Raw genomic sequence first — 25,951 nt, 5'->3', positions numbered from 1 at the left:
CAGGAAGGTCAAGAAAGCTTCAGGTCGGGGCGATAAAACTGCAGCTCTGCCTGGGCTTCCCGAGCCATCTGTTCCCGGTAGGCCAGGGGAGCGATGACCTCGCCGTTGGGCCGCCAATCCCGCAGGCGCATGGTGAAATTGGTATCTCCCACCCGTACCCAGGCGCGGAAGTACCGGTCGCTGGTTGGCCTTTGCCGGACAATGTTCAAAATCTGTTCGCGCTCCCGCGCATCCGCCACTGCCTGCTGCACCAAAGCCGGGATCCGCTTGTAGGCAATGGGCTGGAAGGTGGGATGTCGCACTGTGCTTTCCACATAGCGACGGGCAAACTCCGGGGAAAATCGAAGGATCAACAATGCCTTGGGCAGGTAAAAATCGGATCCCCAGGCTTCTTCCCATGCTGCTTGGACTTCCTCTGGGCTGGGCAGCTTCTTTTGCCGTTTGCGGGTTGCCAGCTCTGCCGGGATAGAAGGATCGCCCCAGGGGATCACCGCCAAGCGCTTAGACTGGATCCGATCCAGCCGAAAATTGTGCCAGCCCAGGGATCCTTCGGGGGTGGGAAGCTGGCCAAAGGCTGCCAAATACTTGGCGCGGCGGGCATAGAACAAACAGACTGGGTAAGTGAGAACGTGTCGGATCCCATGTTGGCGGGTGGCGTAGTCAAAACCGATCACCCCCGCTTCTGGGTTGGCCCAAAAGGCTTCCAGCTGGTTTTGATATTCGTCCACCCGTTCTTGCTGTTCGTCCGAGAGGATGTACTCAAACCACACAAACAGCCGCCGCTGCGAGTGCTGATCGCGCCAGCGGGACGGAGTCCTTTGATTGGCCCAGATTTCATCCAGCAAAACCTGCACATCTGGATGTACAAAGGCCACATCGCTGAGGATGTGATAGATCTGTTCCAGTTGATGGCCCGATAAGGTCAAAGCCGATGAAGATACGGGCAGTTGGGGACGATCCCCCGGCGCACGGCAGCGAAAATTATCTCTCCGCCTAGAGTTGGCCTGAATTTGTTGCAGCCAACCCCGGGCAGCCAGGTAATCCAGCTCTTTGCGCAGTGTGCGATGGGTCTTGTGAAAGGGTTGAGCAGATAGCAGCGTTTCCAGATCCGGAACTTCTGCTTTTAAGGCGGCCAATAGGTTGGCATCCTTCAGCCAAAACCTCAAGGGTTTCCAGCAAATGCAGTCAACATCAGGACAGGGTGAAGGGATCCCTTGTGCCAGATCCTGCTTGGGATGCCACGGCGAGAGCAAGCGATCCCGAATGTGGGTATAGCCAAACGTTTCCGGCAGATCCCGCCATCCCTCCTCGCCATACAAGCAATCGAGCAACACCCACAGGCGCACGGCCCGCTCCAGGCGCTCCGCCAACTGCCCGCCGGCCAGCCAGCGCAACACCTCTACCGTCAAAGGCAGCTCAAATCCGCTCATCCGACAGTTCCCTCGGTTCTTAGGTCAACCAGTTGATGGCACTCCAGGCCAGGGATTTTTTTGAAGTAAGGCGCAAACGAGAGCCTGACCACTCTGCCACGATTTGGAATCCCCCACTTCCAATCTCTTCCATACTGAAGTCAACCTGTCTCGTCAAATCTGCCCATGGCTGCTGTGGCACTGCATTTGCTTTCCGGCTGTCTGGCCGCTCGCGCCAGCGGGACGGAGTCCTTGGACCCTCGAAGATCCCATTCTTCGGAACCGTCTTTTCAGGTCATCGAAATTGAGCTGACCCGACCGGATCGCCTGGTTTTTCCAGAGGATTTGGCTCAGCTTCAGCTGCCTGCCGGGATCAATGCCCAGCTGGGGGTGGTTCTGACGGGGCGGGCCCCCATTTGGCTGTATGGCTGGCTGGTGCATGAGTGCCACTTCACCCGTTGGGTGGCCTGTTATGACCCACGCTTGGGCGCGGTGGTGGTCTCCAGCCATACCCCCGAAGTGCGGGTGGGCCAGGTCATCCCCTGGGTGCAGGGAAGGCCGGGCAAGGCCTACGGCCCGCTGACGCGAACAGAATTGGCAGCGGCGGTGATGGTGGTGGGCCCCCCCGACAGTGGCAAAAGCCGTCTTGCTCGCGCCCTCTTCGAAGCTCTGCTGCCGGAGCATCCCGATATTTATCTGCAACGGGCCCATTGGGATGGGGAAGGCAATTGGACTTTAGACTTGCCACCAGAAGAGGCGAAGATCCTCAAGCACCAGTACCGGGGCTCTTTTACCCCCGAATTTTTCAGCTTCCATGCCCAGGCCATTCTGGCTTTGCGCCGGCAAAAGAGTTTGGTGATTGTGGATGTGGGCGGCAAGGTGGATCCGCAAAAGCAGCCGATCCTGGAAGCCTGCTCCCACTACCTGGTGGTCAGCCGGGATCCCGAGGCTATCCCTCTCTGGCACGAGTTTTGTCGAGACCGGGGCAATTTGCGCTGTGTGGCCATCCTGCACACCTCGCCCGGCCCTCCTCAAGTGCTCAAAGACTCACCTGAGTTGGAAATTCGCTGGGATCCCAACTCTCCTCCCCCCGCGGAGCTGCTGCGGGCGGTGCGCCGCCTCATTCACTAGAGCTGCAGGTTCAGAATTGGAGGGGCGGGTCAGCATATATCGCATCCCGGACGCTGGCCGTTTTGGACGAGCGGTTGCACGGCGTTGTGTGCGAGTTCCAAGAGAGGTTTGCGGATCGCCTGACCAGGGGCTGCACCTGATGGCCAAGGTGTGTGGTTTTTGGGTTTTGGGTTGCCTTGTCGCCCTCTCGCTCCGTCAACTGCTCCAGGTTGGATTTACCGGCAAGCCGCCTCTGGGTTGGCTTCATGGCCGTAGAGATAGCTGAGAACCAAGTTGCGCAGGCGGTAGTACTGCGGATCTTCAAGAATCCGCTCGCGATCCCGAGGGCGCGGGAAGGGGATGGTCACGATCTGCCCGATGGTGGCTGCAGGGCCATTGGTCATCAGCACCAGGCGGTCGGCCAAAAACAGCGCCTCATCAATGTCGTGGGTAATCATCAAAACCGTGCAGCGATGTTCATCCCAAATGCGCAACAGCTCCTCTTGAAGCTCCTCTTTGGTAATGGCATCCAAGGCCCCGAAGGGTTCATCCAAAATCAGCACTTCTGGACGGATGGCCAACGCACGAGCAATGGCTACCCGCTGTTTCATCCCTCCCGAAATTTGCGAGGGATATTTCTGAGCGGCTTCCCCCAGCCCCACCAAATCCAAATGTTCTTCCACAATTCGATGCTTTTCCGACTGGCTCTTTTGGGGAAATACCGACCGAACGGCCAAATAAACATTTTCATAAACCGTGAGCCAAGGCAACAGGGCATACCCTTGAAACACTACCATGCGCTCCGGGCCAGGAGCTGTAATCGGCTGCCCTTTCAGCTTCACCGAGCCACTGGTGGGCTGGGCAAATCCGGAAACCATATTCAGCAGGGTGGTTTTGCCACAGCCGGAATGCCCAACCAAGCAGACAAACTCTCCCTCGTTCACACTGAGGTTGATATCTCGCAAGACGGGATAATCCCCCTTGGGAGTTGAGTAGGTCTTGCTGACATTCTCAAGGCTTAGGTAGGGTTCTGCGGCTACGTTCGCTGGGGTAGAGGTTGTCAAGAGGGCAGTCATCGTAGGGTGCTCCAACTCATGATTTTCTCACAACGGGGAATGTGCTTTTGCAAGGGCGCCCAAGTGGGTATCTAGAGCAACACAGGACGACGATCTAAGGCAACCTCGGCTACATAAATATCGTGCTTAATCGCCAAACTGTTGAGGTAGGCCAGGGGATCCTCACCATTAAAGGGGATCCCATCGAACAACTGAATGGGCTGCCTTTGGTAGGAGACATCCAGTCCCAGCTCGCGGGCTGCCGTACTGAATACCCCCACCTGACACACCCGCTCTACAATCTCCACCCAGTTGCGAGGGAAGGGCAGATCCCCCCAGCGGGCCATTTGGGTCATCATCCACAGATGCTCGGTGCGGCTGGGACGGTTGCCGGCTCCCAGAAAGAAGCGGTGGTGGGCATATTCCCGCATCGGCCTGTCCAAGTCACAGATCAGACGCTGGGGATCCCCCAGATGAATGTAGGATGGGTCGGTGCTCAGGTAGGCGCGGCGGCTGAGCAGCTCGCGAATCTCGTCGTGATGGGCCGGGTCTTCACAGTAGCGGCAGGCTTCCAACAGCGCTTTCACCAAGGCAATGTGGGTGTTGGGGTAGGCTCTGGCCCAATCTTCTCGCACCCCCAACACTTTGCCGGGATGGCCCAGCCAAATCTCCAGATCTGTAGCCACCGTAAAGCCACTGCCCTCTAAGGCTGCCCGCAAATTCCAGGGCTCTCCCACACAGTACCCATCGATGTTGCCGGCTGTTAGGTTGGCCACCATCTGGGCCGGAGGCAGCGTTTTCAGTACCACGTCATGATCCGGGTGGATCCCGCCGGCTGCCAGCCAGTAGCGCAACAGCAAATTGTGCATAGAGCTGGGATGCACCACTCCAAAGGTGAGCCGACGGCTGGGACTATCCAGGATGTAAGCCTTCAACTGGCTGAGGGTGTGGATCCCTTGCTCATAGAACCGCTTGTGCAAGGTGATAGCATTGCCGTTGCGGGTCAAGGTGAGGGCCGTAACCACCGGCTGAGGCGGGTTATCCCCTCCACCCAAGGACATCCACACCGGCATACCGGCGGGCATTTGGGCCGCATCCAGATAACCTCCCTGAATGCCGTCTTGGATCCCTCGCCAACTGGTTTCCCGCACCAAATTCACTTCTTCCAAGCCGTGTTTGGCAAAAAACCCTTTTTCTTTAGCTACAGCCAAGGGAGCACAGGCAGTGAGGGGCACAAAGCCGATCTCCAAGTTGATCTTTTCCAAGCCATGCCTGGCCACCACAGTGCTGCGGCGAGCACGCCATTGCTTGATGCGTTTTTGTTGGTTCAAAAAGTAGATGATCTCGCTGCGGTAGCTGTAGTAGCTGGGATGGTTGACCACCTCCAGCCGACGGCGGGGCCGAGGAATGTCAATGGTTAAAATGTTCCCAATTCGGGATCCCGGCCCATTGGTGAGCATGACCACACGATCTGACAGAAGAACCGCTTCGTCCACATCGTGGGTGACCATGAGGGTGGTCATCTGATGTTCTTCACAGATGCGCATTAACTGCTCTTGCAAGTTCCCGCGCGTGAGCGCATCCAAAGCGCCAAATGGCTCATCCAACAACAACACTTTGGGCCGCAAAGCCAGGGCACGGGCAATGGCCACCCGCTGCTTCATCCCCCCGGACAATTGGGCTGGGGGCTTATCTGCGGCATGGCGCAAACCCACCAGATCGATGTGCTCTTCTACGATCTGCTGACGCTCCGCCGGAGAATGGTTTTTAAGAACGGCATTCACCGCTAGCGCAATGTTTTGCCGAACCGTTAGCCAAGGCAAAAGCGAGTAATGCTGAAACACCACCATGCGATCGGGGCCGGGAGCGGTGATGGTATGCCCATCCAAAGCCACGATCCCCCCCGTAGGCAAAGACAGCCCCGCCACCATGTTCAATAGGGTGGATTTGCCACAGCCGGAGTGGCCGATTAAGGAGACAAACTCCCCTCGATGGATTTGCAGATCGATCCCTTTCAGAGCAAGGTATTCCTGCCCTCCGGGCAGAGCAAAAGATTTTTCCACCTGCTCCACACTGACCAATACAGACACAGAAAACCTCCCAACCTATCACCCGTCTAGCCTCAAACCAACCACATACTGACAACACATCCAACACATCATTGGTTGGCTATCTTGTTTTGCAAAACAGACATCAGGCGATCCAAAAGCAATCCCACCGCTCCGATGTAGATGACGGCAACGATGATCTCCGTAACGTAGTTCTGCTGGTAGGCATCCCAGATGAAAAAGCCGATCCCCGGCACACCCGACATCACAATCTCTGCGGCAATAATGGCCAGCCAAGATAGGCCAATACCAATGCGCAGACCTGTGAACATGTAGGGCAGGGCTGAGGGCAGCAACACCTTAAAAAAGAAGTCCACTTTGGAGAGCTTGAGCACTTTGGAGACGTTGATGTAGTCTTCCGGGATCTGTCTCACCCCCACAGCCGTGTTGATGAGAATGGGCCAAATTGAGGTAATAAAAATAACGAACAGGGCAGCCGGCTCATTGCGTTGCAAAGCAGCCAAAGATATGGGCACCCAAGCCAAGGGAGCTACCATGCGCAAAAATTGGAAAATGGGATCCAAAGCTCGGTTGATCCACACACTGCTTCCCACCAAAATGCCCAACGTGATGCCCACCAAAGCGGCACTGCAATAGCCGATGGCCACCCTTTGTAGGCTGGCCAAGGTTTGGCGCAGCAGCCCTTGGTCGAGGTCGCTGTTGCGATACAAAGGATGCAGGATCAGATATCGGCTGCGCTCGTCCATCCACACATCCCAGGGCCCCGGCAGCCGAATAAGGTTGGCACTGGCCAAGAGCTGCCAGATGAGCAGAAATCCAACAATACCCACCACAGGGGGGAGAATCTGATCTCGGTACTTCGCCAAATCGAGCTTCGCCGTTGCAGATTTTGCCGGAGAAGAAAGTGTTGTCGTCATAGCTCCTAGAGGAGGATAGGGTTTTACAAGGTTCTCTGTTGTCGCGCTCTCAGAACATTCCAGCCGCAGGGTTCTACAACGTGTTGGAAACAGAGCATGAACTGGGATTGGCCTTGCCTTTTCGTTGGATGGGCAAACACAGGGATTGCAAACTCAACAAAACTCTCACGACAATCAGAAAACTCAGGATTCCTACGGCTATTGAAAGGATGAGCTTGTCCCAGCGGGGCTGGGCCGGCCTCTCAAAAGGAGGATCCCTGAAGAGTTCGCGCGGAACGTGAAGTAGAGCCAACATAGCCGATCCTCAACATGGCATTTAAAGTTATTCAAAAAGTGCGAGGCTCATAGCATCCATCAACTTTCCATCGTTTGGGCAGAAAGCTCGGCACCGCTTTTTTCGACCTCGTGGGATCCCACAGGTAGGCAGGATCCCTGTTGTGCAAGAGATGCGTCTGTGTTGGCCGGGGTTGCTATTAGACCCTTTTGATTTTCAGGCCGTTCAGGTAAGCCTGCGGATTCTGTGGGTCAAACACCACACCGTCAAAGAAACGCTCTGTTCCCCGCGAGGTGTTGTTGGGGATGTTCTTCACCCCCAGTGCCTTGGCGGCCTCACGCCAGAGATCTTCACGGTTCACTTCATCCACCAGACGACGGGCAGTATCCAGATCGGGAAGGAAGCGAGCGTGAAAGCCCCAACGCAGGGATTCCGTCAGGAACCAAAGGTCATGGCTCTTATAGGGGTAAGAGACGCTGCCCCGGCCATCTTCCCAGTACAAGGGCCCGGCATTGAAATCTTGAACAGCTGGCTTGCCGTCTCCCAATTCGTAGTTGCCTTGAAAGGGAGGGGTGAGAACTTCAACCGGCACATTCAGGTAGGCACGCCTTGAGAGAATGCGTGTCAGTTCTTCTCGGTTGGCCGGATCGTCGCACCATTGCTGCGCTTCCATCACCGCCATCAAAGTGGCTTGTGTGGCCCTGGGGTTTTGTTCTACCCAGTCGGCGCGAATGGCCAAGTATTCTTCGGGGTGAAAGGGCCAAATCTGTTGGGTAAGGGCCGCCATAAACCCGATCCCATCAGCCACAATCCGGTAGGGCCAGGGATCCCCGGTGCTAAAAGCATCCATGGTGCCAATGCGCATTCCCTGCACCGTTTCGGCAGAGGGAACCGCCAACAGGTCGATGTCTTGATCCGGATCTACCCCCCCAGCAGCAAACCAGTAACGGATCCAAAAATCTTGATTGACGTTGGGGAAGGTATGAGCGGCCTTGAATTTGCGTCCGTTGCTGGCGCTGAAATTTTTGAAATTTTTGATGTAGTCTGCAGCTCCAGAAACATCTAGCCCCAAACCCTTGCCAGCATGCATTCCGGCAATGGCAATCCCGTTGCCTTGGGTGATCAACTGACACAGAACTGCCATGCGCACCGGCCGATTGTTGGTGATGGCGCCAATGTGGATCATGTGAGGCATCGGCATCTGCCACTGGCCACCGTCGATTCCCCCACCCGCTGAGCCGATGACCACGTTGTCACGGGCTGCCGGCCAACTGGCCTGCTTCAAAACCTCTACACCGGTCATGCCATGCTTGTCGAAAAAGCCCTTTTCCTTGGCGATGATCAGGGGGGCAGACTCCACAATCGGTATAAAGCCTAACCTGAGATTGGGGGTTTCTGGGCCGCTGGCCTGGGCAACCCAGTAGCCTGTGCTGGCCCGTGCTAAGCTGCCACTCACGAGTCCACCCACGGTGGCCGCACCCGCGGACAGCAAAAAGTTACGACGTGACGTCATGCTCACCTCATCGAAAGGATATGTGAAGGCAAGATGGAAGCTTTCCGGTTCAAGTCGCCTGACCCATGGATTTCCTTCGTGAAATCTCAAGAAATCCTTAAATCTCAGCTTGGTTGATATCCTAAGGGCGAATAAATATAGAAACAATACAATTATTATTTTGGTAAGCATAGACTTCCGTTTATCATTGTTGCGATGGCTTAGGTCTCAATGGCGTTTCCTCCAACGACGGCTTGCTCTGGGCAAAACAACTCAACAGATTGGGGATCCCTGCCCCATGCCGGCTATCACTGGGATGGCTGCACAGAGCGGTTTTTTGAGGGCTGGTACAGCCGCGTCACCTTGCCCGGGGATCCGCCCATCAGCTTTGCCTTCATGTACGCCATCGATCCCAAGCGTGGGGGCATGGCTCAGGTGTTGGGGCCGGAGGAGGAGCTGCATTGGCGCACCTTCCCCAATCCCCGCCGCTTTTGGGCCAGCTCAACCCATCTGGCCTTGGGGCACTCAGGGATCCCAGGCCCCGGCTGTCGCGGCCTTCAGGATCCCTTCACCTTCTTCCAGCGCACCGCCAGTGGCTACCAATACACCGCCCACCTCAATCAGGGGATTTTGCCGGATCCCTTGGGCTCTGAGCCTATTCGCTGGCTTTACCGCATTCAACCTCGTTTTGCCTATGGGATCCCACCCCGAGCCACCATGGGAGCCTGGTCTTATCTGCCCATCTTTGAGCCGGGCTGGCAGATCCTCATGAGCCATGGCTTGGCCACCGGCTGGGTGGAGTGGAGAGGCAGGCGCTATGCATTTCAGCAGGCTCCCGCCTACGCCGAAAAAAATTGGGGCCAAAGCTTTCCTCGCCGCTGGTTTTGGATCCAGTGCAACGCCTTTCCCCAGCATCCCGGCCTTAGCCTCACCTGTGCCGGAGCTGAGCGGCAGGTGCTCACCCGCCCCGAAGAAGTGGCCCTGATCAGCCTGCATGGATGGGGATCCCAGCCCTTTTTGGAATGGCGGCCTGGGCAAGCTCATCTGACTTGGCAAGTGGATCCCTGGGGATCCTGGCGAATCTGGGGAGAAAGTGCCCTCTGGTGTATTCAGCTGGAAGGGCACACGCGGCGGCCTGGCCAAACTGTATTCGCCCCTGGCCCAGAAGGGATGCAGCGCAACTGTCGGGATACCCTATCAGGGCATCTGCACCTGCAGCTTTGGCAGCGCAACGGCCAAGTCTGGACGCCGGTGATCAAGACCACCAGCCCCCAAGCCGGCCTCGAAGTGGGGGGAGAAGTCCGGCAACCTTGGCAAGGGCAATGTTAACGCTGGCGGATATCTACACCCCCGTTGGACTTTCCAAAAAACGCTCTTGTGCTAGAATGCCTAAGCCACATTGATAGATGTCCATCTCTGTCTCTGGATAGTACTGGATAGTATCTGAGTAACTATGGACAGATAGTATGGACAGACAGTCAACCGTGGTTGGCCCGCCCCTTTTGCGCCTGTAGCTCAGTGGACTAGAGCACGTGGCTACGGACCACGGTGTCGGGAGTTCAAATCTCTCCAGGCGCGTTTTGGCCCCAGACAGCTTCCGTCTGGGGTATTTACCGTCCCTTGGTTTCGCCAGAACTTGTGCTAGGATTACCCCTATCAAGTCCGCCTTGATGCAGGCGTAGGGAGCCCGAGGATCATGTTTGAACGCTTTACAGAAAAAGCCATCAAGGTGATCATGCTGGCCCAAGAAGAAGCCAGACGGTTAGGTCACAATTTCGTTGGCACCGAGCAAATTTTGTTGGGGTTAATCGGCGAGGGCACTGGGGTCGCCGCCAAAGTTCTCAAGTCCATGGGAGTGAACTTGAAGGACGCCCGCATTGAAGTCGAGAAAATTATCGGTCGGGGATCCGGTTTTGTGGCCGTCGAGATCCCTTTCACTCCCCGCGCCAAGCGAGTGCTGGAACTCTCCCTAGAAGAGGCCCGCCAGCTCGGCCACAACTACATCGGCACTGAGCACCTGCTCCTGGGCCTAATCCGAGAAGGGGAAGGGGTGGCAGCCCGCGTTTTGGAAAACCTGGGGGTGGATCTCTCCAAGGTGCGCACCCAGGTGATCCGCATGTTGGGCGAGACCGCCGAAGTGACGGCGGGGGGGGGATCCTCCAGCCGCACCAAAACGCCCACCCTGGACGAATTCGGCTCCAACCTCACCCAACTGGCCCAGGAGGGCAAGCTGGATCCGGTGGTCGGTCGGACGCGGGAGATCGAGCGGGTGATCCAGATCCTGGGCCGCCGCACCAAGAACAACCCCGTCCTCATTGGCGAGCCGGGGGTAGGCAAAACCGCCATCGCCGAAGGCTTGGCCCAGCGCATCGTGCAGGGGGATGTGCCCGATATTTTGGCCGACAAGCGGGTGATCAGCCTGGATATTGGCTTGCTGGTGGCCGGCACCAAGTACCGCGGCGAGTTTGAAGAGCGCCTCAAGAAAATCATGGATGAGATCCGCAATGCCGGCAACATCATCCTGGTCATCGACGAGGTACATACCCTGATCGGGGCCGGGGCTGCGGAAGGGGCGATTGATGCCGCCAACATCCTCAAGCCTGCTTTGGCCCGCGGCGAGCTGCAGTGCATCGGCGCCACCACCCTGGATGAGTACCGCAAGCACATCGAGCGGGATGCTGCTCTGGAGCGCCGCTTCCAGCCCATCATGGTGGGCGAGCCGACGGTCTCCGAGACCATCGAGATCCTGTTTGGCTTGCGGGAGCGCTACGAGCAGCACCACAAGCTGAAGATCTCCGATGCCGCCTTGGATGCGGCAGCCAAGCTGGCCGACCAGTACATCTCCGACCGGTTCTTGCCAGATAAGGCCATCGATTTGATCGACGAGGCTGCTTCGCGGGTGCGCCTGATCAACTCTCAACTGCCCCCGGCGGCTCGGGAGCTGGATCAAGAGTTGCGGCGAGTGCTCAAGGAGAAAGACGCTGCGGTGCGGGCCCAGAACTTCGACAAGGCTGGTGAGCTGCGGGATCGGGAGATGGAGATCAAGCAGCAGATCCGCGCCATTGCCGCTGCCAAAAAAGCCGAGGAGAGCAGCCGCAGCGAAATGCCTGAGGTAACCGAAGAGGACGTGGCCCAAGTGGTCAGCGCCTGGACGGGGGTGCCGGTGGCCAAGCTGACCGAGAGCGAGTCAGTGAAGCTGCTGAACATGGAAGAAACCCTGCACCAGCGCATCATCGGCCAAGACGAAGCGGTGCGGGCCATCTCCCGGGCCATCCGCCGCGCTCGGGTGGGGCTGAAAAATCCCAACCGCCCCATCGCCAGCTTCATCTTCTCCGGCCCAACAGGGGTGGGCAAAACCGAGCTGACCAAGGCTTTGGCAGCCTACTTCTTCGGCTCCGAGTCGGCCATGATCCGCCTCGACATGTCGGAATACATGGAGCGGCACACGGTCAGCAAGCTGATCGGATCCCCGCCGGGCTATGTGGGCTACAACGAGGGGGGTCAGCTCACAGAAGCGGTGCGGCGCCGCCCCTACACGGTGGTGCTTTTCGATGAGATCGAGAAGGCGCACCCGGATGTGTTTAACCTATTGCTGCAAATCCTGGAGGATGGCCGCCTGACCGATGCCAAAGGCCGCACGGTGGACTTCAAGAACACCCTGATCGTGATGACCTCTAACATCGGCTCGAAGGTCATCGAGAAGGGCGGCGGCAGCCTCGGCTTCGAGTTCAACACCAACGACGAGGATGCCAACTACAACCGCATCCGCAACCTGGTGAACGAGGAGCTGAAGCAGTACTTCCGTCCGGAGTTCCTCAACCGCGTGGACGAGATCATCGTCTTCCGGCAACTGACCAAGGATGAGGTGAAGCAGATTGCCGACATCCTGCTCAAGGAAGTGTTTGACCGCATGACGGAGAAGAAAATCCGCCTTACGGTCAGCGACCGCTTCAAAGACTTGGTGGTGGAGGAGGGGTATAACCCCAGCTACGGGGCACGCCCGCTGCGCCGCGCCATCCAACGCCTGCTGGAAGACATCCTGGCGGAAGAGATCCTGACTGGGCATGTCCGGGAGGGATCGGAGGTGCTCATCGATGTGGATGAGGAGCGCAAGCCCAAGGTGTTGGTCACGGAGCCGGAGCGGGTTCTCTTGCCTCAAGGGGCGGAGTAAAGCTGGCTTTGAGAGGTCCTCAGACTGCAAGGGATCCGTTGGGATGCTGCGGATCCCTTGTGGTTCTCAAGTGTTGTTTTTCTGGTGTTTTTCAGTTGAACAGACCCAGGCGTAGGAGATCTCTGGCATGGTGCAATCGACCTACTACTACTATGGCGGCGCTCCGGTTCGTACCCCACCCCCAGATTTGGCTTCGCTGCTGCTGCAGGAGCGCATTGTCTACCTGGGCTTGCCCCTTGCAGAGGAGTCGAATGCCAACGTCACCAAGCTGATCATCGAGCAACTGCTGTATTTGCAGTACGAGGATCGGGAAAAGCCGATCAAGATGTACATCAACTCGACGGGCACCTATAACTACGACACAGCGGCCTTTGCCATTCTGGACACCATGAACTACATCAAGCCGCCTGTGCATACTATCTGCATCGGCAATGCCATTGGGATGGCGGCCATGTTATTGGCAGCAGGAGCCAAAGGATTTCGGGCCAGTCTGCCCAATGCCACGATCGTGCTCCACCAGCCCTATGGGGGCACCCGTGGACAGGCCAGCGACATCGAAATTCGCACCCGCGAGATTCTGACTTTGCGCAACATGATGCTGGAGCAACTGTCCCGCAGCACGGGCCAGCCTATGGAGCGCATCAAGAAGGACACGGAGCGGCTATTTTTCATGACACCAGAGGAAGCCAAAGCCTACGGCCTCATCGATCAGGTGCTGACCAGTTCCAAAGGCGTGCCGAAGTTGGCAGCAGCCAAAAACTAAAGCAGAGGGATCCGTCCATGGTTCAAGTTCCCCTACAGCCTTTAACGGCGGAGGAGTACCTCCACCTCACGGACGGGCTTTATGAAGGACGGGTTGAACCTGAAGACGGGTCCATTCGGGAAGCCGAGGAGCGTATGAACACCCTCATTGAGCTGTTTCTGGTTGCGGAATTGCCCAAGTTTTTGCCCATCCAACGCCTGAGCTTGGGCCAAGTTGAGGTCGAAGTGCCCGCAGCCAAGGCTCGGTTGCGCAATCCAGAGGTGATGGCTTTGCATCCCGCTATGTGAGCTTGCTGGGAAACGGTTGCGGAATCCTTGCCTGCACATGCCCCTGCCGCTGTTGGTGGTGGAAGTCGTTTCCCCCGGAGTAGACAATGAAAAACACGATTATCAAGACAAGCGCAAAGATTACGCTGCCCGTGGGATCCCAGTGGATCCAGCCAAGCAGTCCGTTTCCGCGGTGCGCTGGGTTGGCGGAGAATACGAAGGCGAGGTCAAAACTGGATCTGGACGCATTGTTTCCTCGGTTTTGCCCCAGCTGGATTTGAGCGCGGAAGATATCTTACAAGCGCGTCGTTCTGTGTTTCATACTTTGCCAGGAGAAACTTATGCCGATTGGAGTGCCTCGGGTTCCCTACCGTTTGCCCGGCGAGCCCTATAGCCAGTGGATTAGCCTTGACGATCGCCTGTACCAAGAGCGGATTTTGTTTATCGGCGAGCCCATTGACGATAGCTTGGCCAATACCATCGTGGGGGTGATGCTCTACCTCAACTCGCAGGATCCGCAAAAGGACATTGTGATGTACATCAATTCTCCCGGTGGCTCTGTGACGGCGGGCATGGCCATCTACGACACCATGAACCACATCAAGCCAGATATCGTTACGGTTTGCGTGGGCCAAGCAGCTTCAATGGGAGCCTTTTTGTTGGCTGCTGGCACTAAGGGAAAACGGTTTGCCCTGCCCCACTCCCGCATCATGCTGCACCAGCCTTCGCTGGGCACGATCCAAGGCCAAGCCAGCGACATTGAAATTCGCGCCCGCGAAACTCTGCGAGTCAAACGACGCATGAACGAGATCTTGGCGCAAACCACCGGCCAACCGCTGGAGAAAATCGAGCGGGATGTGGAGCGAGACTTTTACCTCTCGGCCACGGAAGCTCAGGCTTACGGCATCGTGGATCGGGTGATCCAAGAGCGCTCGGAAGCCATGGCCAGCTAAAGGGATCCCCCCCTTTCCCCCAGCAACAGGTCGAGGGGTTGGGAAAGGTTGGGAGGGATCCCTTCAAGGGGTGGAGTTCAGTGGACAACGCTAGGAGAACCGGTCGGATGGGCCAACGGCTCTGGAGTGCAGGACTGGGCTGCTGCGCGGGTCTGCTGCTGCTTTGGCCGGAAGCTTGGGCACTGCCCCCTGCCGATGAGATCCCGGAAGAGGTGTTGCGGGCCCAGCCCGACTTGCGGGCTCGCTCTCCGGTCGATAATCAGCCCCTCGCCGCCGCCGAGGCTCTGGAACTCCAGGAAGCCTTGGCAGCTCGGCCCGAAACCGGATCCGTCTCCCCCGAGGTGGAACGGCTGATCTTTTTGCTCAGGCTGCGCAAAGGATTTCGAGATCTGTTGCCTTTTTTGTTCCCCTGACTGTTTTCTGGCCCTCACCCCCTGTCCCTCTCTCCCCAAGGGCGAGGGGAAGAGGCCGGTGGGATCCCTTTTCGGTAACGGTAGGGTCCGGCGCGGGATCCCCAGGTTTGTTGGCCAGTGGCGGCGTCAAAGCCCCGATCCCAGGTGATGAATTCGCTGGGGGTGAGGTCGAACTCGATGTGGATATAGGTGCTATCCCCGGGGTTCAGACGACATTCTCCACCTGGCAGCATTTCGCCGTGGTAGCAGTCTGGGCGCTTTTCCACCAAAATGCGACAACCGGGCAAATGCTCCAGGTCGGCCAAGGAGAGCTGCGCCAAGCGCTGCGGATCCTGAGAGGCACCTGCCCAAGCTGCTTGATCCCGCAATTTGTAGTTCTCGATCCGCAAGGGATCCCCCAATACCTGGAGCACCCGGCTGCGATAAAACTGGCCCGGCGTGTGCTGGTTAAATTGCTCGGTAAAAAAGCCGATCCCCTCCGAGAACAGGTGGGGAAGGCGCACGTACCAAAGGCTGACCGGCACAAACCACACCGGCTCTGCCATCGCCTGGGTGCGGTTGCTGTAGTAGCCCTCCAGCCAGTTGGCCAGGGTGTGCAGGTCGGAAGCGGATTTTTCGTCTACCATAGGGAGCTATGACAAAACTTACCCCCAGCTCTAGCTATAGCATTGCCCTGCGCATTCGCCTGCTCAACCAGCCGGGAGCCCTAGCCCGCGTCACCCAGGCCATTGCGGAAGTGGGAGGCAGCCTCAGCCAGATCGATCTCATCCACCAATCGGCAGCAGAAACGGTGCGAGAAATCTGTGTAGATGCCGTCAGCAGCGAGCATGCTCAGCAAATTTACGCCGCCGTTGCCTCCTTGGCCAATGTGAAGGTGGAGCGGGTGGTAGATCGCACCTTTGAGCTGCATCGAGGGGGAAAACTGCAAGTGGTGGCCAAAAGCCCCCTGGAGAGCGCCGCCGATCTGGCCATGGCCTACACGCCGGGGGTAGGGCGGGTTTCTCTGGAAATTGCTGCCAACCCCGCCGCGGTCTATGAGTACACCATCAAGGGCAACAGTGTAGGCATTGTAACCGATGGCAGTGCGGTGCTGGGCTTGGGGAATGTCGGCCCGGAGGCAGCTTTGCCGGTGATGGAGGGGAAGGCGGCGCTGTTCAAGCGCTTTGCCGATATCGATGCCTTTCCTCTGTGCCTGGCCACTCAGGAGGTGGGGGAAATTGTAGAGACGGTGGTGCGCCTGGCGCCGGGATTTGGCGGCTTTAACCTGGAAGACATCAGCGCCCCTCGCTGCTTTGCCATTGAGTCTCAGCTCAAGGCCCGCCTCAACCTGCCGGTGTTTCACGACGATCAGCACGGCACCGCCATTGTGGTGCTGGCGGCGCTGCTGAATGCCCTGAAAGTGGTGAAAAAGAGCCTAGACGAGGTGCGCATTGTCCTCAACGGGGCCGGGGCAGCCGGCATTGCCGTGACGCAACTGCTGCGGCGGGCCGGGGCAGCCCACATCCCGGTCTGCGACCGCCAAGGGATCCTCAGCCGCTCCCGTTCCGATCTCACCCCCGAGAAGGCGGCCATTGCCGTCGAGGAGAAGGGATCCCTGGCGGAAGCCTTGGTGGGAGCGGATGTGTTTATTGGGGTGAGCGTGGCCAATGCCCTGACAGTGGAGATGGTAGAAAAAATGGCACCGGATCCCATCGTCTTTGCCCTGGCCAACCCGGTGCCCGAGATCCAGCCGGAGCTGGTGGGCAATCGGGTGGCAGTGATGGCCACGGGCCGCAGCGACTACCCCAACCAAATCAACAACGTGCTGGCCTTTCCGGGCGTGTTTCGCGGCGCCCTCGACTGCCGCGCCAAGCAGATCAACACCGAGATGTGCCTGGCTGCCGCTCAAGCCATTGCTGCCTTGATCCCTGCCGAAGAGTTGGATCCCCAGTGGATCATCCCCTCGGTCTTCGACGGGCGGGTGGTTCCTCAGGTGGCCGCTGCGGTAATCCAGGCTGCCCGCCAAACCGGCGTGGCCGGGATCCCTTGAGGGCTACCTAGGGCACCAGGTGACAAGCCACAAAATGCCCCGCGCTCACCTCGCGAAAGGCCGGGGGTGGATCTTGGCCTGTTCCTTCCCTGGGGGGAACTCACACCAGACGACCCAAGCGCTCCCGCAACTCAGCGGCGGCCTGCTCCAGGTGCTCAGGGGTGTAACCGGTGGTCTCTACCCTGACAGCAAGGTGGGTGTCCTGGCTCTGGTGGAGATGGATCCACAAGATGTGGCGGCCGTCCTCTGTTTTGCGGTTTGCAGCTTTGACGCTGTTTTTGGGGGCAGAGTAAGCGTGCGGGTCGTAGCGGACCAGATCCACCCAGGGAATGTCTCGCAGGAGTTTTTCCACCTTGACCCAGCTGCGAGGACGGTGGTGGCTGCTGTCGACCTGCAGCTGGATGACTTCGGAGCGAGGTCGGCCTGAAAAGGACTCCGTCCCGCTGGCGCGATCGGGAAGACCTGCCCGAGGGATCCGGGGCTGAACTTCCGGCTGTAGGTAGGGCAGGTAGACCAAAGACTTGTATTGCTCATGGATGTAGCAAACTGGGATCCCCAATTGGCTGCCCACCACAGCCATGATCATGGCTTGGGCTTTGAACCCACCGGTGGCGGCAAAGGTGACGATCCCCTTGGCGCTCTCTGCCAACTGTTTCAACAGCTCGGCCATCCGCTCCAGAGAGGATCCCTCTAGCTCGTAGTCGATGCCGGGAAGGGGCACCAGAGAAACCTGTTGTTGGCCCAGTTCTCTTTCAAAGAAGAGCTTCAAAATCCGGGCACACTCCAGCCCATTGCGGAGTGCAGCAGAACCAAAGCATCGCCGGGGGTGGGATCCAGGCGGTAGTAGGTGTTGGTTAAGGACTCCGTCCCGCTGGCGCGATCGGCGCTGATCAGCTCCAGATCGGTTCTTTTCATCCAGGCCAGCGCTTGCTCCGGATCCCCGATGGTTTTTTGTCCCACCCAGGGGCGCTGCGGCTGCAGGTCTTTGTCAAGGTTGGTGAGCAAGGAGGTGCCCACAGTCATGATGATGGTCTGCATGATAGGCGGTTAACTCAAATTTTTCGAGAGCTCTGTCTTGCTTTGCGCCCAGAGCAGCTGGACTTTGCCGATTCTACTATCTTCTCTGATCGCGCCAGCGGGACGGAGTCCTTTATCTTCTCTAAGGCCCAGAACCTTCACCTCTACCTCTTGCTCCACCGAGAGGGAGGGTTCCCTTGGGGTGAGCTTGATGTCGGGGCCCGAAATCTGGAAAGTAACTTCGTTGCCCTTGATGTTGGTGATGGTGGCCTTCAGTTTTTGACCAATCTGGAAGCAGGCTTGGCGGGCCCGCTGTTGGGTCTAGTCTTGTGGGTATTGGTTGTTTTGCTGTGGTCTGTCCTGCTGGGGCTCGTTTGCCGCGCCTTGGGGAACGGCGTCCCTGCGACCAGAGTGGCTGTTGGGCTGGGATCCCTGGTGTGGCGGAGTCTCGCCAGCAGGCATCCCCCCATTCCCGTAGTAGCGGGCCATGCCTAGCCCAGGATCTGCAGCACCTCTGCCGGCCTGTCCTGTAGGGCTACATCTTCAGAGACTACCGCAAGTGGAACATTCATACTGAACAGTATCTGCGCGACCTTTGCTTCGAGACTGTTGAAGAATCTAATCACATCAAAATTCGGTTTTATGGAGATCCGCGCTATCAAATCGTTATGGCTAAAACTCCTGGCGACTGGAGGGCTGGCCGCAATATTTCAAGGACTCCGTCCCGCTAACGCGATCGGGATATTCGCAACCTCATTTTTGGCCTTTGAGATCCTGAAACGAATAAAGTTTAGTTGCAAACCTAACTTTCTCAGGGGGCACGCAGCTGAGAAAAGTTGAACCGAGTCCTGATAGGCTGAAGAAAAGTTGGGATCCCTGCCATGTTCTACCTGCCGGTCTCGCTGCTGTTGTTTTTCATGCTGGTGTTGCTGCTGCCTTTCCTCTGGCTGGGGCTGGCAGTGGATGTGGTGGCGCTGGCGGTGGGAAAGCTGGGGTTCTCGCGGGAGGGAGCGCTGTTACTGCTGCTGGCCATCCTGGTGGGCAGCTCGGTCAATATTCCCCTCTATCGGGTGAAATGCGAGGTGACGCTGGTAGAAGACCTAGCTAGCTTGTGGATGCGGCAGTTCTGGGGGATCCCTTTGACCAAGCTTTCCCAGGAGACGGTGATTGCCTTAAACGTGGGCGGGGGGCTGATCCCGGTGCTCTTGGCCCTATACCAATTTGGGCGGGCCGATAGCGTGCTGATCCTGGCGGTAACGGCGCTGGTAACCTTGGTCAGCTACTATGCTTCCCACGTGGTGCCCGGGATCGGCATTCAGATGAATCCTCTAATTGCCCCAGCTACAGCAGCCTTGGCCGCTTTGTTCTGGGCTGGGGATCAGGCGCCAGCGGTGGCCTTTGCCGGCGGGGTTTTGGGTACCCTTATCGGGGCGGATCTCCTGCACTTGCCGGAGGTGTTGCGGCGCAATTGCTCAGGCATTCTCAGCATTGGCGGGGCCGGGGTTTTCGATGGTATTGCCCTCTGTGGCTTGTTTGCCCTGCTGCTGAGCTAAACCAGCAAATAGGTAAGGGAAAGGGTGATGGATTGGGCGGGATCCAGCCAACGCAAGTCGGGATCCCCTAAGGACTCCGTCCCGCTGGCGCGATCAGAGGCACGCTGAGTCAACTCCTCGAGGAGCGTTTGCGTCCATTCCAGCGGCCCATTGAGCAACATCGGCGAACGGGCTACCCCCAGTTTGCGGGCCATAGCCTTGAGGGCTTCCAAGCTGGCGGACAAGGGGCGGGTGCTGGCCACAAACAACAGCTCCGTCAGCCCTTGGGCATGACAGGTGAGCAAGTCAGAGCTCACAGCAGAGCGCAGCTCGCCATCGACCTCCGGCAAGGGTGGCAAAGTTAAACTGCTCTTGGCTTCCAAGCGAAGAGGTGTGGTGAAGTTGTCCTGAGGCAGGGGGGCCAGCAGGTGCAGTTGTCCGGTCGGGTCGATCAGCAACAGGTAGCCGAACAGATGCTGATCGCTGTTGTTGCAAAGGGTGAGATGCAAGGGATCCCCTCGCGTAAACCGCTGCATACCCACCTCAGCAGGAGCGGAAGTTGCGGACTGGACAAGGCGTGCCGCCAACGAGGGAGCTAAGGACTCCGTCCCGCTGGCGCGATTGGCAGCTCTACCTTTGACAGCCAACTCCGCCACCACCGCCAAGGAAGAGGAAACAGCATTGAGAGTGGTGCGCAAACGTTTGGCAGCCAGCAGATGGGCAAGACGGGGAGCTAACCGCTGGACGGCCATTGCTGCGGCTTCTCCTGCCGGGCCACAAGAATTCAGGAGCAATTCTCGCCCCGGCCAGAACAGGCTGTAGCTGTTCACTTCCAGAGGCTTGAGCAGGGTATCCGACCGTTCGCGCCAGCGGGACGGAGTCCTAAAAGCAGTGGCCATTTCCGGGGTGATGCGGCCCAACAAACAGTCCACCTGTCGCTCGCGGGGGTTGGCCGTTTCCATCCAGCTGTAGCCGGCAATGGCATTGGTCAGATCCACCTTTTCAATGCGGCCCAGGTTCTCCTCTAGGCCAACCAAAAGCTTGAGCGTGCTGGAGAGGCCGCGCAGCTGCTCCCGCAAAGGTGTGCCCACAGGGGGAAGCTGCCCTTCCGGACTGGCCATCTGAACCTGAGCCAACAGCCCACTGCGAGAACGCATGAGCAGCGGCGTCGGCGAAGAGGCGGAAGGATCGGCGGGAATGGGAACCAAAAGAGTACCCGGCTGCAAACCACACAGGGCCGCCGATGGGATCCCGCCTAACCACACCTGAGCCCGATTTCCCTTCACTTCTTGAACTACCCCGCTGACCCCTGCCGGTGTGGGCATGAGAAAATAGGGGTGGATGTGTCGAGCAGTGTCTTTGCCTTCCAAGGTGGGGCGTTGGCAGGCGAATAGGCCCAGCTCTCGCCGGCTAACCACTTGGTTAAAGGCCACCAGCAGACGGGTGGCAGGCGTGGTTTCCCACAGGTACTGCGTCAGCAGATAGGTGAGTACCCCAGCATAGAATCCTGGCCAAGCGGCTTCTGCTGCCAAGTCTTGCGGGGTGGTAGCCGAAATCAGCAAGCCCTTGGGCGGAGACGGCCAAACCCGCTGCGGCTCCGATCGCGCCAGCGGGACGGAGTCCTTGGAGTCCGAGATCGCGGCTGGGGGACGGGAACGCAGTTGCAAGTTGCCTCGCACCGACGGCGAGACATAGGTAAAGCCACAGTCCAGAAGGGTGGTGATCTGGGCAGTGCCCAAGCCTTCCAAAAGCCGGAAAAAGCTGTCTAGCTCCATTGCTGCCACTCCCTCAGAGCCAGACAACAGCAGCACCGGCTGCCAACAGTTGGGCGCGGATCCCAGCCGCCACTGGCCATAGCCGCTAAACTGCACCACTACCGTTTCAGCCGTGTGACCTTGACCCCCCAAGTGCTCTGCAAAGGCCGATTGGATCCCAGCCGGCGTGGCTGCCCCATCGGTAAGGGTGAGAATGTCTGCCGGGTCAAAACCAAAGCGATAGAGGAGTAGCTCCCGCTGCAACTCCACATCTGTCAAACACCCTTGTAGCGCGGATCCCTCGCCAAGGTAGCGGTTAATACCGATGAGAACAGCCAGCTTGCGGGAGCCAGCCGCCAAAGCTTGCCCATATCGCTCAGCCCGGCCCCTCAACCAGCCAGGGGATAGGCCAAGACCGGCAGCAACCAGGAGGAGTTTTTGCAGAAAAGACCGCCTTTCCATGTTGACCCTCTGGGCTGACCCCCGGCCCAACGACTACCCCATCGGCCAGCGAGCCACAGCTAAACTTTGCACTGGAATCTGTTGCTGCCTATTTCAGGATATCCCCATCCACACAGCTTTTTCCCGAGATCGAGTGACAGTTTTTGGCGTTTTCTTTGCATTCCTTATCAATCAAACCTCCGCTACTTCCCATGGGGATCCCACGGCAGCGCTCTTCTGTCAGACAAGTCCGTCAGACAGGAGGGAAAGTGTGAGGAAGTCAATACTCAGCGGTTCAGGAAATAGGGCAAGCAAGCCCCACGCTCCGGCCAATGGAAGCGGACGAAGGGAACCAAAATGAACCCAGCTATCCCCAGACAGAACAGGCCAAAGTAGAGGTGGAAAGCCCCGACTGGATCAGCTGGTTCCATCCTTCCCCCTCCTAGGGATCCCAGCGCTAAAGCCAAGAGATTGTTCAAGGCATGAGCCAAGACAGGCAAGGTCAGGGAGCGGGTCTGCAAGTAGAACAGGCCCATCACCAGGCCGAACACCGTCAACCCGACGGGGTTGGGGTGCAGCAGGCCAAATACCCCAGAAGAAGCCAGCAGACCTCTGGAGAGGCCCCACTTGAGGCCCCAGCGGTGTAGCAAGATGCCGCGAAACAGCCACTCCTCCGTTATGGGGGCCACCACCCCAATCGAGAGCCAGCGCAACCCCTGATACATCTGCGGCCAGGCCGTTTCCCTATCCTCTTCCCCCAGTGAGTGCAGCATCGACTCCGCCAGCTCTGGTGCAAGCCAAGATATCAGGTAGATCATCAGTAAAGTTGTGCCGATGGAGAGCACTACCAAAGCCGGCACCACCCGCAGCAGGGATCCCCAAGGAATAGCAGCCCGCCAGTTGCCCCACAGCCGTCTCATCTGCAGATGGGCTTGCTGCCCCCGTCGCCAGCTCCAGATACAGGTGAGGACAAATGTAGCGCAATAGACAAAGTCGGCCAGCAGAGGATCGTCAGATGGGAGATGAAACAGCTGGGCCAAGGCGATGGCTCCCAAGCCTACCCCCAGGTTGATCACCAAGAAGGCCAACAGCACGTGGCGCGCCTTAAGGGCTGCAAATCCGGTCACACTCGGCTCGGCAGGCCGTAGAGGGGGGGATCCAGACACAGAGGCAGAGAGCGCAGTTTTCCCATTCTAGTTTTGGCGGGGATCCCCAGAGGTGGGCTGCTGTCAACTCCTCAGGGAGAAGACTGAAGATCCTTATTCCGAAGGTTCGTCCCGCCTTTTCAAACCCAATCGAGCAGGCTGGTGGCTGTCTCCGAGGGTCGCCAGGCTGAGCCAGCAAGTTAAGATGTGTTACGGAATCCGTTGGGGCATCTATGGGCGCAACACCGGTAGTGACAATAGCAGCGAGGCAGGATGGCTTGGGTTCTGGGGCTGTCTCCATCCCTCCGGCAGATCTGGGGGTGGTTCCTGAGCCAAGCTTGCGTTACGACCCAGAGCAGTTGGCCAAGCAATATCGAGGGCGCTGGGATCTGGTGGTGCGGCGCCTGTTTCAGTTGATCACCCCCTTTTTGGGCTTGTTGGCCTGGGTGTTTTGGGATCGCTGGCGGGGAGTAGAACTGAAGAATCGCCCGAAACATGCGGCCCGGCTACGGGAGATCCTCACGGAATTGGGGCCGACAGCCATCAAAATCGGCCAAGCCCTCTCCACCCGTCCCGATCTGGTTTCGCCCCTGTTTCTGGAGGAACTGGCCAAACTGCAGGATGAGCTGCCCCCCTTTGACAATGCCATCGCTTTTGCCCTCATCGAGTCGGAAATCGGCAAACCCGTAGACAAAATCTTTCGAGAAATCAGCCCCGAGCCGATTGCCGCCGCCAGCTTGGGGCAAGTGTACCAGGCCTACTTGCACAGCGGGGAGAAAGTCGCCGTCAAGGTGCAGCGGCCCGATTTGATCGGGCGCATCTCTCTCGACATGTATATTGTCCGCAGCCTGGCCGCCTGGGCCAAACGCACTTTCCGCCGCATCCGCAGCGACCTGGTGGGCATCGTCGATGAGTTTGCCGGGCGCCTCTACGAAGAAATGGACTACACGCAGGAGGGCCGCAATGCCGAGCGGTTCCTGGCGCTGTACCGTCACCCCTCCATCTACGCTCCCAAAATTTACTGGGAGTACACCCGCACCAAGGTGCTGACGATGGAGTGGATTGATGGCATCAAGCTGACTCAGGTTGACAAAATCGCTGCTGCGGGGCTGGATGGACGGCACTTGATCGAGATCGGTGTCAATTGCTCCCTCAAGCAGCTTTTGGAAAATGGCTTTTTCCACGCCGATCCCCACCCGGGCAACCTCTTGGCCATGTACGACGGGCGGCTGGCCTATATCGATTTCGGCATGATGAGCACCATCGCGCCCCATCAGCGCTACGGCCTGATCAAGGCGATTGTGCATTTGGTAAACCGAGACTTTGCCGGTCTGGCCCAAGACTACGTGGACTTGGAGTTCCTGGATCCAGATACCGACCTGACTCCCATCATCCCTGCTCTGGAAGCTGTCTTCGCCGAAGCGATGGGCAAATCGGTCTCCGAACTGAATTTCAAGAGCATCACCGATCGGCTCTCGGGGGTGATGTACGACTTTCCCTTTCGAGTTCCCGCCTACTACGCCTTGATCATCCGCTCTTTGCTCACCCTGGAAGGGATCGCCATCGGCCTGGATCCCAACTTTAAGGTGTTGAGCGTGGCCTATCCCTACGTGGCTCAGCGCCTGCTCACCGACCCGGCCCCGGAGCTGCGCGTATCTCTGCGGGAGCTGCTGTTTAACCAGGGGCAATTTCGCTGGAACCGCCTGGAGAACCTGCTGCGCAACGCCGTCAACAGCGAGGATTTTGACCTGCAGGGATCCCTGGAAAAGGCCGTTGATTTTATCTTTTCTGAGCGGGGCGCTTTCCTGCGGGAGCGCCTAGTGGATGTGCTCTTTTCCAGCTCGGGATCCCAGGGCGGCTCAGATGGCTTGGCTCATTTGCAGCGTCTGTGGGAACTCCTCAGCAGCAACCCAAGCTTTCAGCCGCTGCAGCTTCTGCCGATTGTTGCCAAGGTGGCTGCCAAACCGGAAGCTCAACAACTGGGCCGTCAATTGGCCTCCCGCTGGTTGCAACGCTCGGCAGCTCGCCTCATCCGCGACCTGCTATTGCCGGATACAGAAAAGCCCAGTTCACCCTCTTCCCTCAACGGGCGTGGCGGGATCCCTGGGCCAGCAACCTCTGCTTCTACCGCTCAACTTCCCCTTCCGGCCTAGCTCAGGTGCTCTTGGGGGGCAATATCGCTGTTGGGGTTAACAGAGGCCAGAGCCAGCGTAATCCACTCGGAAAATTCATCGCGGCGGAAAACCTGGGGGCGGGAGCGGGGGCCAAAACGCAGCAGGCTGGGCATGCCGTGCTCCTTGAGTCGAGACTGTAGCCAGGTGCCCACACCGGTTTTGCCATCGTTGGGCATTTCGGTTTGGAAGTCACTGTACATCAATAACAACTGGCTGCGAGATTGGAGCACCGCATTCTCTTGAATTAACTTCGGCAAGGAGAGATGGGTGGCTGAAACTGCCCCTTTGCTCCCTTTGGCCGATTCACGACGACGGTCGCGCGGGCGCGGGTTAGTGCTTTCACGGCTCTTGCGGGTTTTGGGTTCACTAGGCATAGAATCTCCTAAACGACAGAGTGCTCCCCAACGGGGGTTAAAGCGGGAACTCGCAGGCCAAAAGCCGAGCCCGCTGTGAAAGTGGCTCGATGGGTACAGTTCTGGAGAATCGCTGAGAAGAGGGACACCTGCTCTTGAGTAAGCGAAGAAGAACTGCGCTGAGCCGGCACGAAAGGCTGGGATCCCTTCGGCGCAACAGCAGTCTACAGCGGGCCGAGCTCCTGCCAATACATCCAAGGCCTGCCCTTGTTTTTCCTGTCGGAGGCCAGTTTGGCTACCACGAATCCGCAGGGCAAGCAAGCCCGGATGTTACCCCTATATTGACTTAAAAATGGACAAGTGGACAGTCCCTGGCCGAGAATTTAGCTGCTGCGGCGGGAGCTTCGGAAGGAACTAGGCTTGCCCGCCGGTGGCGAGTATCGCTGAGCTACGGGAGTAGCCTCCTACTACACCTGGAAGCGGTTGTTGGTGGTGTCAAAAAAGGAGTTTCACTGGCTTAGTAAACTACCCGACCCTGACTGCTTCGCAGTACAGGGCGGGCTTTCGGTAGCCCTGCAGTTGGCAAGCCAACCACGAACCTCTAGGCTGGTTTA

22 protein-coding genes and 1 tRNA gene are annotated in these 25,951 nt (G+C 58.2%); 12 read left to right on the top strand and 11 right to left on the bottom strand.

Going from position 1 to position 25,951, the window contains the following annotated elements; genetic code table 11:
• Positions 1–8: 8 nt before the first annotated feature.
• Positions 9–1,430 (bottom strand): TIGR03985 family CRISPR-associated protein, encoded by a 1,422-nt coding sequence (locus tag ACVW0B_RS01865; protein ID WP_457490807.1) that lies wholly within the window; start codon positions 1,428–1,430, stop codon positions 9–11.
• A 165-nt stretch (positions 1,431–1,595) separates the two neighbouring features.
• On the opposite strand from ACVW0B_RS01865, the gene crn3 reads away from it, so the two are divergent.
• Positions 1,596–2,540 (top strand): CRISPR-associated ring nuclease Crn3/Csx3, encoded by a 945-nt coding sequence (gene crn3, locus ACVW0B_RS01860; RefSeq protein WP_457490806.1) that lies wholly within the window; start codon positions 1,596–1,598, stop codon positions 2,538–2,540.
• Between the two features lie 215 nt (positions 2,541–2,755).
• On the opposite strand, the gene ACVW0B_RS01855 is transcribed toward crn3, so the two are convergent.
• The 4 genes from ACVW0B_RS01855 to ACVW0B_RS01840 form a co-directional block, all read right to left on the bottom strand.
• Complete coding sequence (locus ACVW0B_RS01855) at positions 2,756–3,595, bottom strand: nitrate ABC transporter ATP-binding protein (protein ID WP_414374223.1); 840 nt, start codon at positions 3,593–3,595, stop codon at positions 2,756–2,758.
• A 71-nt stretch (positions 3,596–3,666) separates the two neighbouring features.
• Complete coding sequence (locus ACVW0B_RS01850; protein ID WP_414357644.1) at positions 3,667–5,664, bottom strand: ABC transporter ATP-binding/substrate-binding protein; 1,998 nt, start codon at positions 5,662–5,664, stop codon at positions 3,667–3,669.
• Between the two features lie 68 nt (positions 5,665–5,732).
• On the bottom strand, positions 5,733–6,560 hold the full coding sequence (gene ntrB / locus ACVW0B_RS01845; RefSeq protein WP_414344145.1) for a nitrate ABC transporter permease: 828 nt from the start codon (positions 6,558–6,560) through the stop codon (positions 5,733–5,735).
• Between the two features lie 473 nt (positions 6,561–7,033).
• Positions 7,034–8,353 (bottom strand): CmpA/NrtA family ABC transporter substrate-binding protein, encoded by a 1,320-nt coding sequence (locus tag ACVW0B_RS01840; protein ID WP_457490805.1) that lies wholly within the window; start codon positions 8,351–8,353, stop codon positions 7,034–7,036.
• Positions 8,354–8,557: 204 nt separating this feature from the next.
• Here ACVW0B_RS01840 and ACVW0B_RS01835 point away from each other — a divergent pair, with 204 nt between their 5' ends.
• From ACVW0B_RS01835 to ACVW0B_RS01800, 8 genes are all read left to right on the top strand, one after another.
• The gene (locus tag ACVW0B_RS01835; RefSeq protein WP_457490804.1) at positions 8,558–9,655 is read left to right on the top strand and encodes a tocopherol cyclase family protein; all 1,098 of its coding nucleotides are present in this window, start codon (positions 8,558–8,560) and stop codon (positions 9,653–9,655) included.
• A 175-nt stretch (positions 9,656–9,830) separates the two neighbouring features.
• Positions 9,831–9,904: transfer RNA gene (locus tag ACVW0B_RS01830), tRNA-Arg, on the top strand.
• A gap of 118 nt (positions 9,905–10,022) precedes the next feature.
• Positions 10,023–12,497, top strand: a complete 2,475-nt coding sequence (locus tag ACVW0B_RS01825; RefSeq protein ID WP_011432255.1) for an ATP-dependent Clp protease ATP-binding subunit — start codon at positions 10,023–10,025, stop codon at positions 12,495–12,497.
• Positions 12,498–12,624: 127 nt separating this feature from the next.
• Positions 12,625–13,260: an ATP-dependent Clp protease proteolytic subunit gene (locus ACVW0B_RS01820; RefSeq protein WP_011432256.1), complete on the top strand. Its 636-nt coding sequence runs from the start codon at positions 12,625–12,627 to the stop codon at positions 13,258–13,260.
• A 17-nt stretch (positions 13,261–13,277) separates the two neighbouring features.
• Positions 13,278–13,547, top strand: coding sequence for a hypothetical protein (locus ACVW0B_RS01815; protein ID WP_457410950.1), 270 nt, complete (start codon positions 13,278–13,280; stop codon positions 13,545–13,547).
• A gap of 37 nt (positions 13,548–13,584) precedes the next feature.
• Positions 13,585–13,920: a Uma2 family endonuclease gene (locus ACVW0B_RS01810; protein WP_049749557.1), complete on the top strand. Its 336-nt coding sequence runs from the start codon at positions 13,585–13,587 to the stop codon at positions 13,918–13,920.
• Positions 13,868–14,479, top strand: coding sequence for an ATP-dependent Clp protease proteolytic subunit (locus tag ACVW0B_RS01805; protein ID WP_011432257.1), 612 nt, complete (start codon positions 13,868–13,870; stop codon positions 14,477–14,479). Before ACVW0B_RS01810 ends, ACVW0B_RS01805 begins: the two co-directional genes overlap by 53 nt.
• 107 nt (positions 14,480–14,586) lie before the next feature.
• The gene (locus ACVW0B_RS01800; protein WP_414328714.1) at positions 14,587–14,892 is read left to right on the top strand and encodes a hypothetical protein; all 306 of its coding nucleotides are present in this window, start codon (positions 14,587–14,589) and stop codon (positions 14,890–14,892) included.
• A 14-nt stretch (positions 14,893–14,906) separates the two neighbouring features.
• Here the strand turns inward: ACVW0B_RS01800 and ACVW0B_RS01795 are convergent, their stop codons facing one another.
• A complete protein-coding gene (locus ACVW0B_RS01795) occupies positions 14,907–15,518 on the bottom strand; it encodes a chromophore lyase CpcT/CpeT (protein ID WP_414374232.1) in 612 nt (203 codons plus the stop codon).
• Positions 15,519–15,526: 8 nt separating this feature from the next.
• Here ACVW0B_RS01795 and ACVW0B_RS01790 point away from each other — a divergent pair, with 8 nt between their 5' ends.
• Positions 15,527–16,921: a malic enzyme-like NAD(P)-binding protein gene (locus ACVW0B_RS01790; RefSeq protein WP_457490803.1), complete on the top strand. Its 1,395-nt coding sequence runs from the start codon at positions 15,527–15,529 to the stop codon at positions 16,919–16,921.
• Between the two features lie 100 nt (positions 16,922–17,021).
• Here the strand turns inward: ACVW0B_RS01790 and ACVW0B_RS01785 are convergent, their stop codons facing one another.
• Together ACVW0B_RS01785 and ACVW0B_RS01780 are read right to left on the bottom strand one after the other, a co-directional pair.
• Positions 17,022–17,690: a putative CRISPR-associated protein gene (locus tag ACVW0B_RS01785; RefSeq protein ID WP_457490802.1), complete on the bottom strand. Its 669-nt coding sequence runs from the start codon at positions 17,688–17,690 to the stop codon at positions 17,022–17,024.
• Complete coding sequence (locus ACVW0B_RS01780; RefSeq protein WP_011432262.1) at positions 17,687–17,959, bottom strand: hypothetical protein; 273 nt, start codon at positions 17,957–17,959, stop codon at positions 17,687–17,689. The genes ACVW0B_RS01785 and ACVW0B_RS01780 overlap by 4 nt, the downstream gene beginning before the upstream one ends.
• An 860-nt stretch (positions 17,960–18,819) precedes the next feature.
• Between ACVW0B_RS01780 and ACVW0B_RS01775 the strand changes: the two genes are divergently transcribed.
• Entirely contained in the window at positions 18,820–19,491 is a 672-nt protein-coding gene (locus ACVW0B_RS01775) for a DUF1614 domain-containing protein (protein ID WP_414332122.1), read from the top strand.
• Here ACVW0B_RS01775 and ACVW0B_RS01770 read toward each other — a convergent pair.
• Complete coding sequence (locus tag ACVW0B_RS01770) at positions 19,488–21,686, bottom strand: caspase family protein (protein WP_457490801.1); 2,199 nt, start codon at positions 21,684–21,686, stop codon at positions 19,488–19,490. The two genes, ACVW0B_RS01775 and ACVW0B_RS01770, sit on opposite strands and share 4 nt — an antisense overlap.
• A 266-nt stretch (positions 21,687–21,952) precedes the next feature.
• Entirely contained in the window at positions 21,953–22,792 is an 840-nt protein-coding gene (locus tag ACVW0B_RS01765; protein ID WP_414332120.1) for a CPBP family intramembrane glutamic endopeptidase, read from the bottom strand.
• Positions 22,793–23,043: 251 nt separating this feature from the next.
• On the opposite strand from ACVW0B_RS01765, the gene ACVW0B_RS01760 reads away from it, so the two are divergent.
• The gene (locus tag ACVW0B_RS01760; RefSeq protein ID WP_414406966.1) at positions 23,044–24,963 is read left to right on the top strand and encodes an ABC1 kinase family protein; all 1,920 of its coding nucleotides are present in this window, start codon (positions 23,044–23,046) and stop codon (positions 24,961–24,963) included.
• On the opposite strand, the gene ACVW0B_RS01755 is transcribed toward ACVW0B_RS01760, so the two are convergent.
• The gene (locus ACVW0B_RS01755) at positions 24,960–25,358 is read right to left on the bottom strand and encodes a hypothetical protein (protein WP_457490800.1); all 399 of its coding nucleotides are present in this window, start codon (positions 25,356–25,358) and stop codon (positions 24,960–24,962) included. The genes ACVW0B_RS01760 and ACVW0B_RS01755 overlap by 4 nt on opposite strands.
• Positions 25,359–25,951: the final 593 nt, after the last annotated feature.

The sequence above is a fragment of the Thermostichus sp. MS-CIW-23 genome (assembly GCF_054059455.1).
The sequence above is the reverse complement of the archived record's forward strand: the minus strand, read 5'-3'. Positions and strand labels throughout refer to the sequence as shown.

What these genes read in the sequence shown, in the direction of transcription:
- ACVW0B_RS01790 (WP_457490803.1), top strand. Translation starts at nt 15,527, where the DNA reads ATGACAAAACTTACCCCCAGCTCTAGCTATAGCATTGCCCTGCGCATT.
- ACVW0B_RS01820 (WP_011432256.1), top strand. Translation starts at nt 12,625, where the DNA reads ATGGTGCAATCGACCTACTACTACTATGGCGGCGCTCCGGTTCGTACC.
- ACVW0B_RS01810 (WP_049749557.1), top strand. Translation starts at nt 13,585, where the DNA reads ATGCCCCTGCCGCTGTTGGTGGTGGAAGTCGTTTCCCCCGGAGTAGAC.
- ACVW0B_RS01755 (WP_457490800.1), bottom strand. Translation starts at nt 25,358, where the DNA reads ATGCCTAGTGAACCCAAAACCCGCAAGAGCCGTGAAAGCACTAACCCG.
- ntrB (WP_414344145.1), bottom strand. Translation starts at nt 6,560, where the DNA reads ATGACGACAACACTTTCTTCTCCGGCAAAATCTGCAACGGCGAAGCTC.
- ACVW0B_RS01775 (WP_414332122.1), top strand. Translation starts at nt 18,820, where the DNA reads ATGTTCTACCTGCCGGTCTCGCTGCTGTTGTTTTTCATGCTGGTGTTG.
- ACVW0B_RS01800 (WP_414328714.1), top strand. Translation starts at nt 14,587, where the DNA reads ATGGGCCAACGGCTCTGGAGTGCAGGACTGGGCTGCTGCGCGGGTCTG.
- ACVW0B_RS01865 (WP_457490807.1), bottom strand. Translation starts at nt 1,430, where the DNA reads ATGAGCGGATTTGAGCTGCCTTTGACGGTAGAGGTGTTGCGCTGGCTG.
- ACVW0B_RS01825 (WP_011432255.1), top strand. Translation starts at nt 10,023, where the DNA reads ATGTTTGAACGCTTTACAGAAAAAGCCATCAAGGTGATCATGCTGGCC.
- ACVW0B_RS01855 (WP_414374223.1), bottom strand. Translation starts at nt 3,595, where the DNA reads ATGACTGCCCTCTTGACAACCTCTACCCCAGCGAACGTAGCCGCAGAA.
- ACVW0B_RS01805 (WP_011432257.1), top strand. Translation starts at nt 13,868, where the DNA reads ATGCCGATTGGAGTGCCTCGGGTTCCCTACCGTTTGCCCGGCGAGCCC.
- ACVW0B_RS01835 (WP_457490804.1), top strand. Translation starts at nt 8,558, where the DNA reads ATGGCGTTTCCTCCAACGACGGCTTGCTCTGGGCAAAACAACTCAACA.
- crn3 (WP_457490806.1), top strand. Translation starts at nt 1,596, where the DNA reads ATGGCTGCTGTGGCACTGCATTTGCTTTCCGGCTGTCTGGCCGCTCGC.
- ACVW0B_RS01780 (WP_011432262.1), bottom strand. Translation starts at nt 17,959, where the DNA reads ATGCAGACCATCATCATGACTGTGGGCACCTCCTTGCTCACCAACCTT.
- ACVW0B_RS01795 (WP_414374232.1), bottom strand. Translation starts at nt 15,518, where the DNA reads ATGGTAGACGAAAAATCCGCTTCCGACCTGCACACCCTGGCCAACTGG.
- ACVW0B_RS01770 (WP_457490801.1), bottom strand. Translation starts at nt 21,686, where the DNA reads ATGGAAAGGCGGTCTTTTCTGCAAAAACTCCTCCTGGTTGCTGCCGGT.
- ACVW0B_RS01760 (WP_414406966.1), top strand. Translation starts at nt 23,044, where the DNA reads ATGGGCGCAACACCGGTAGTGACAATAGCAGCGAGGCAGGATGGCTTG.
- ACVW0B_RS01815 (WP_457410950.1), top strand. Translation starts at nt 13,278, where the DNA reads ATGGTTCAAGTTCCCCTACAGCCTTTAACGGCGGAGGAGTACCTCCAC.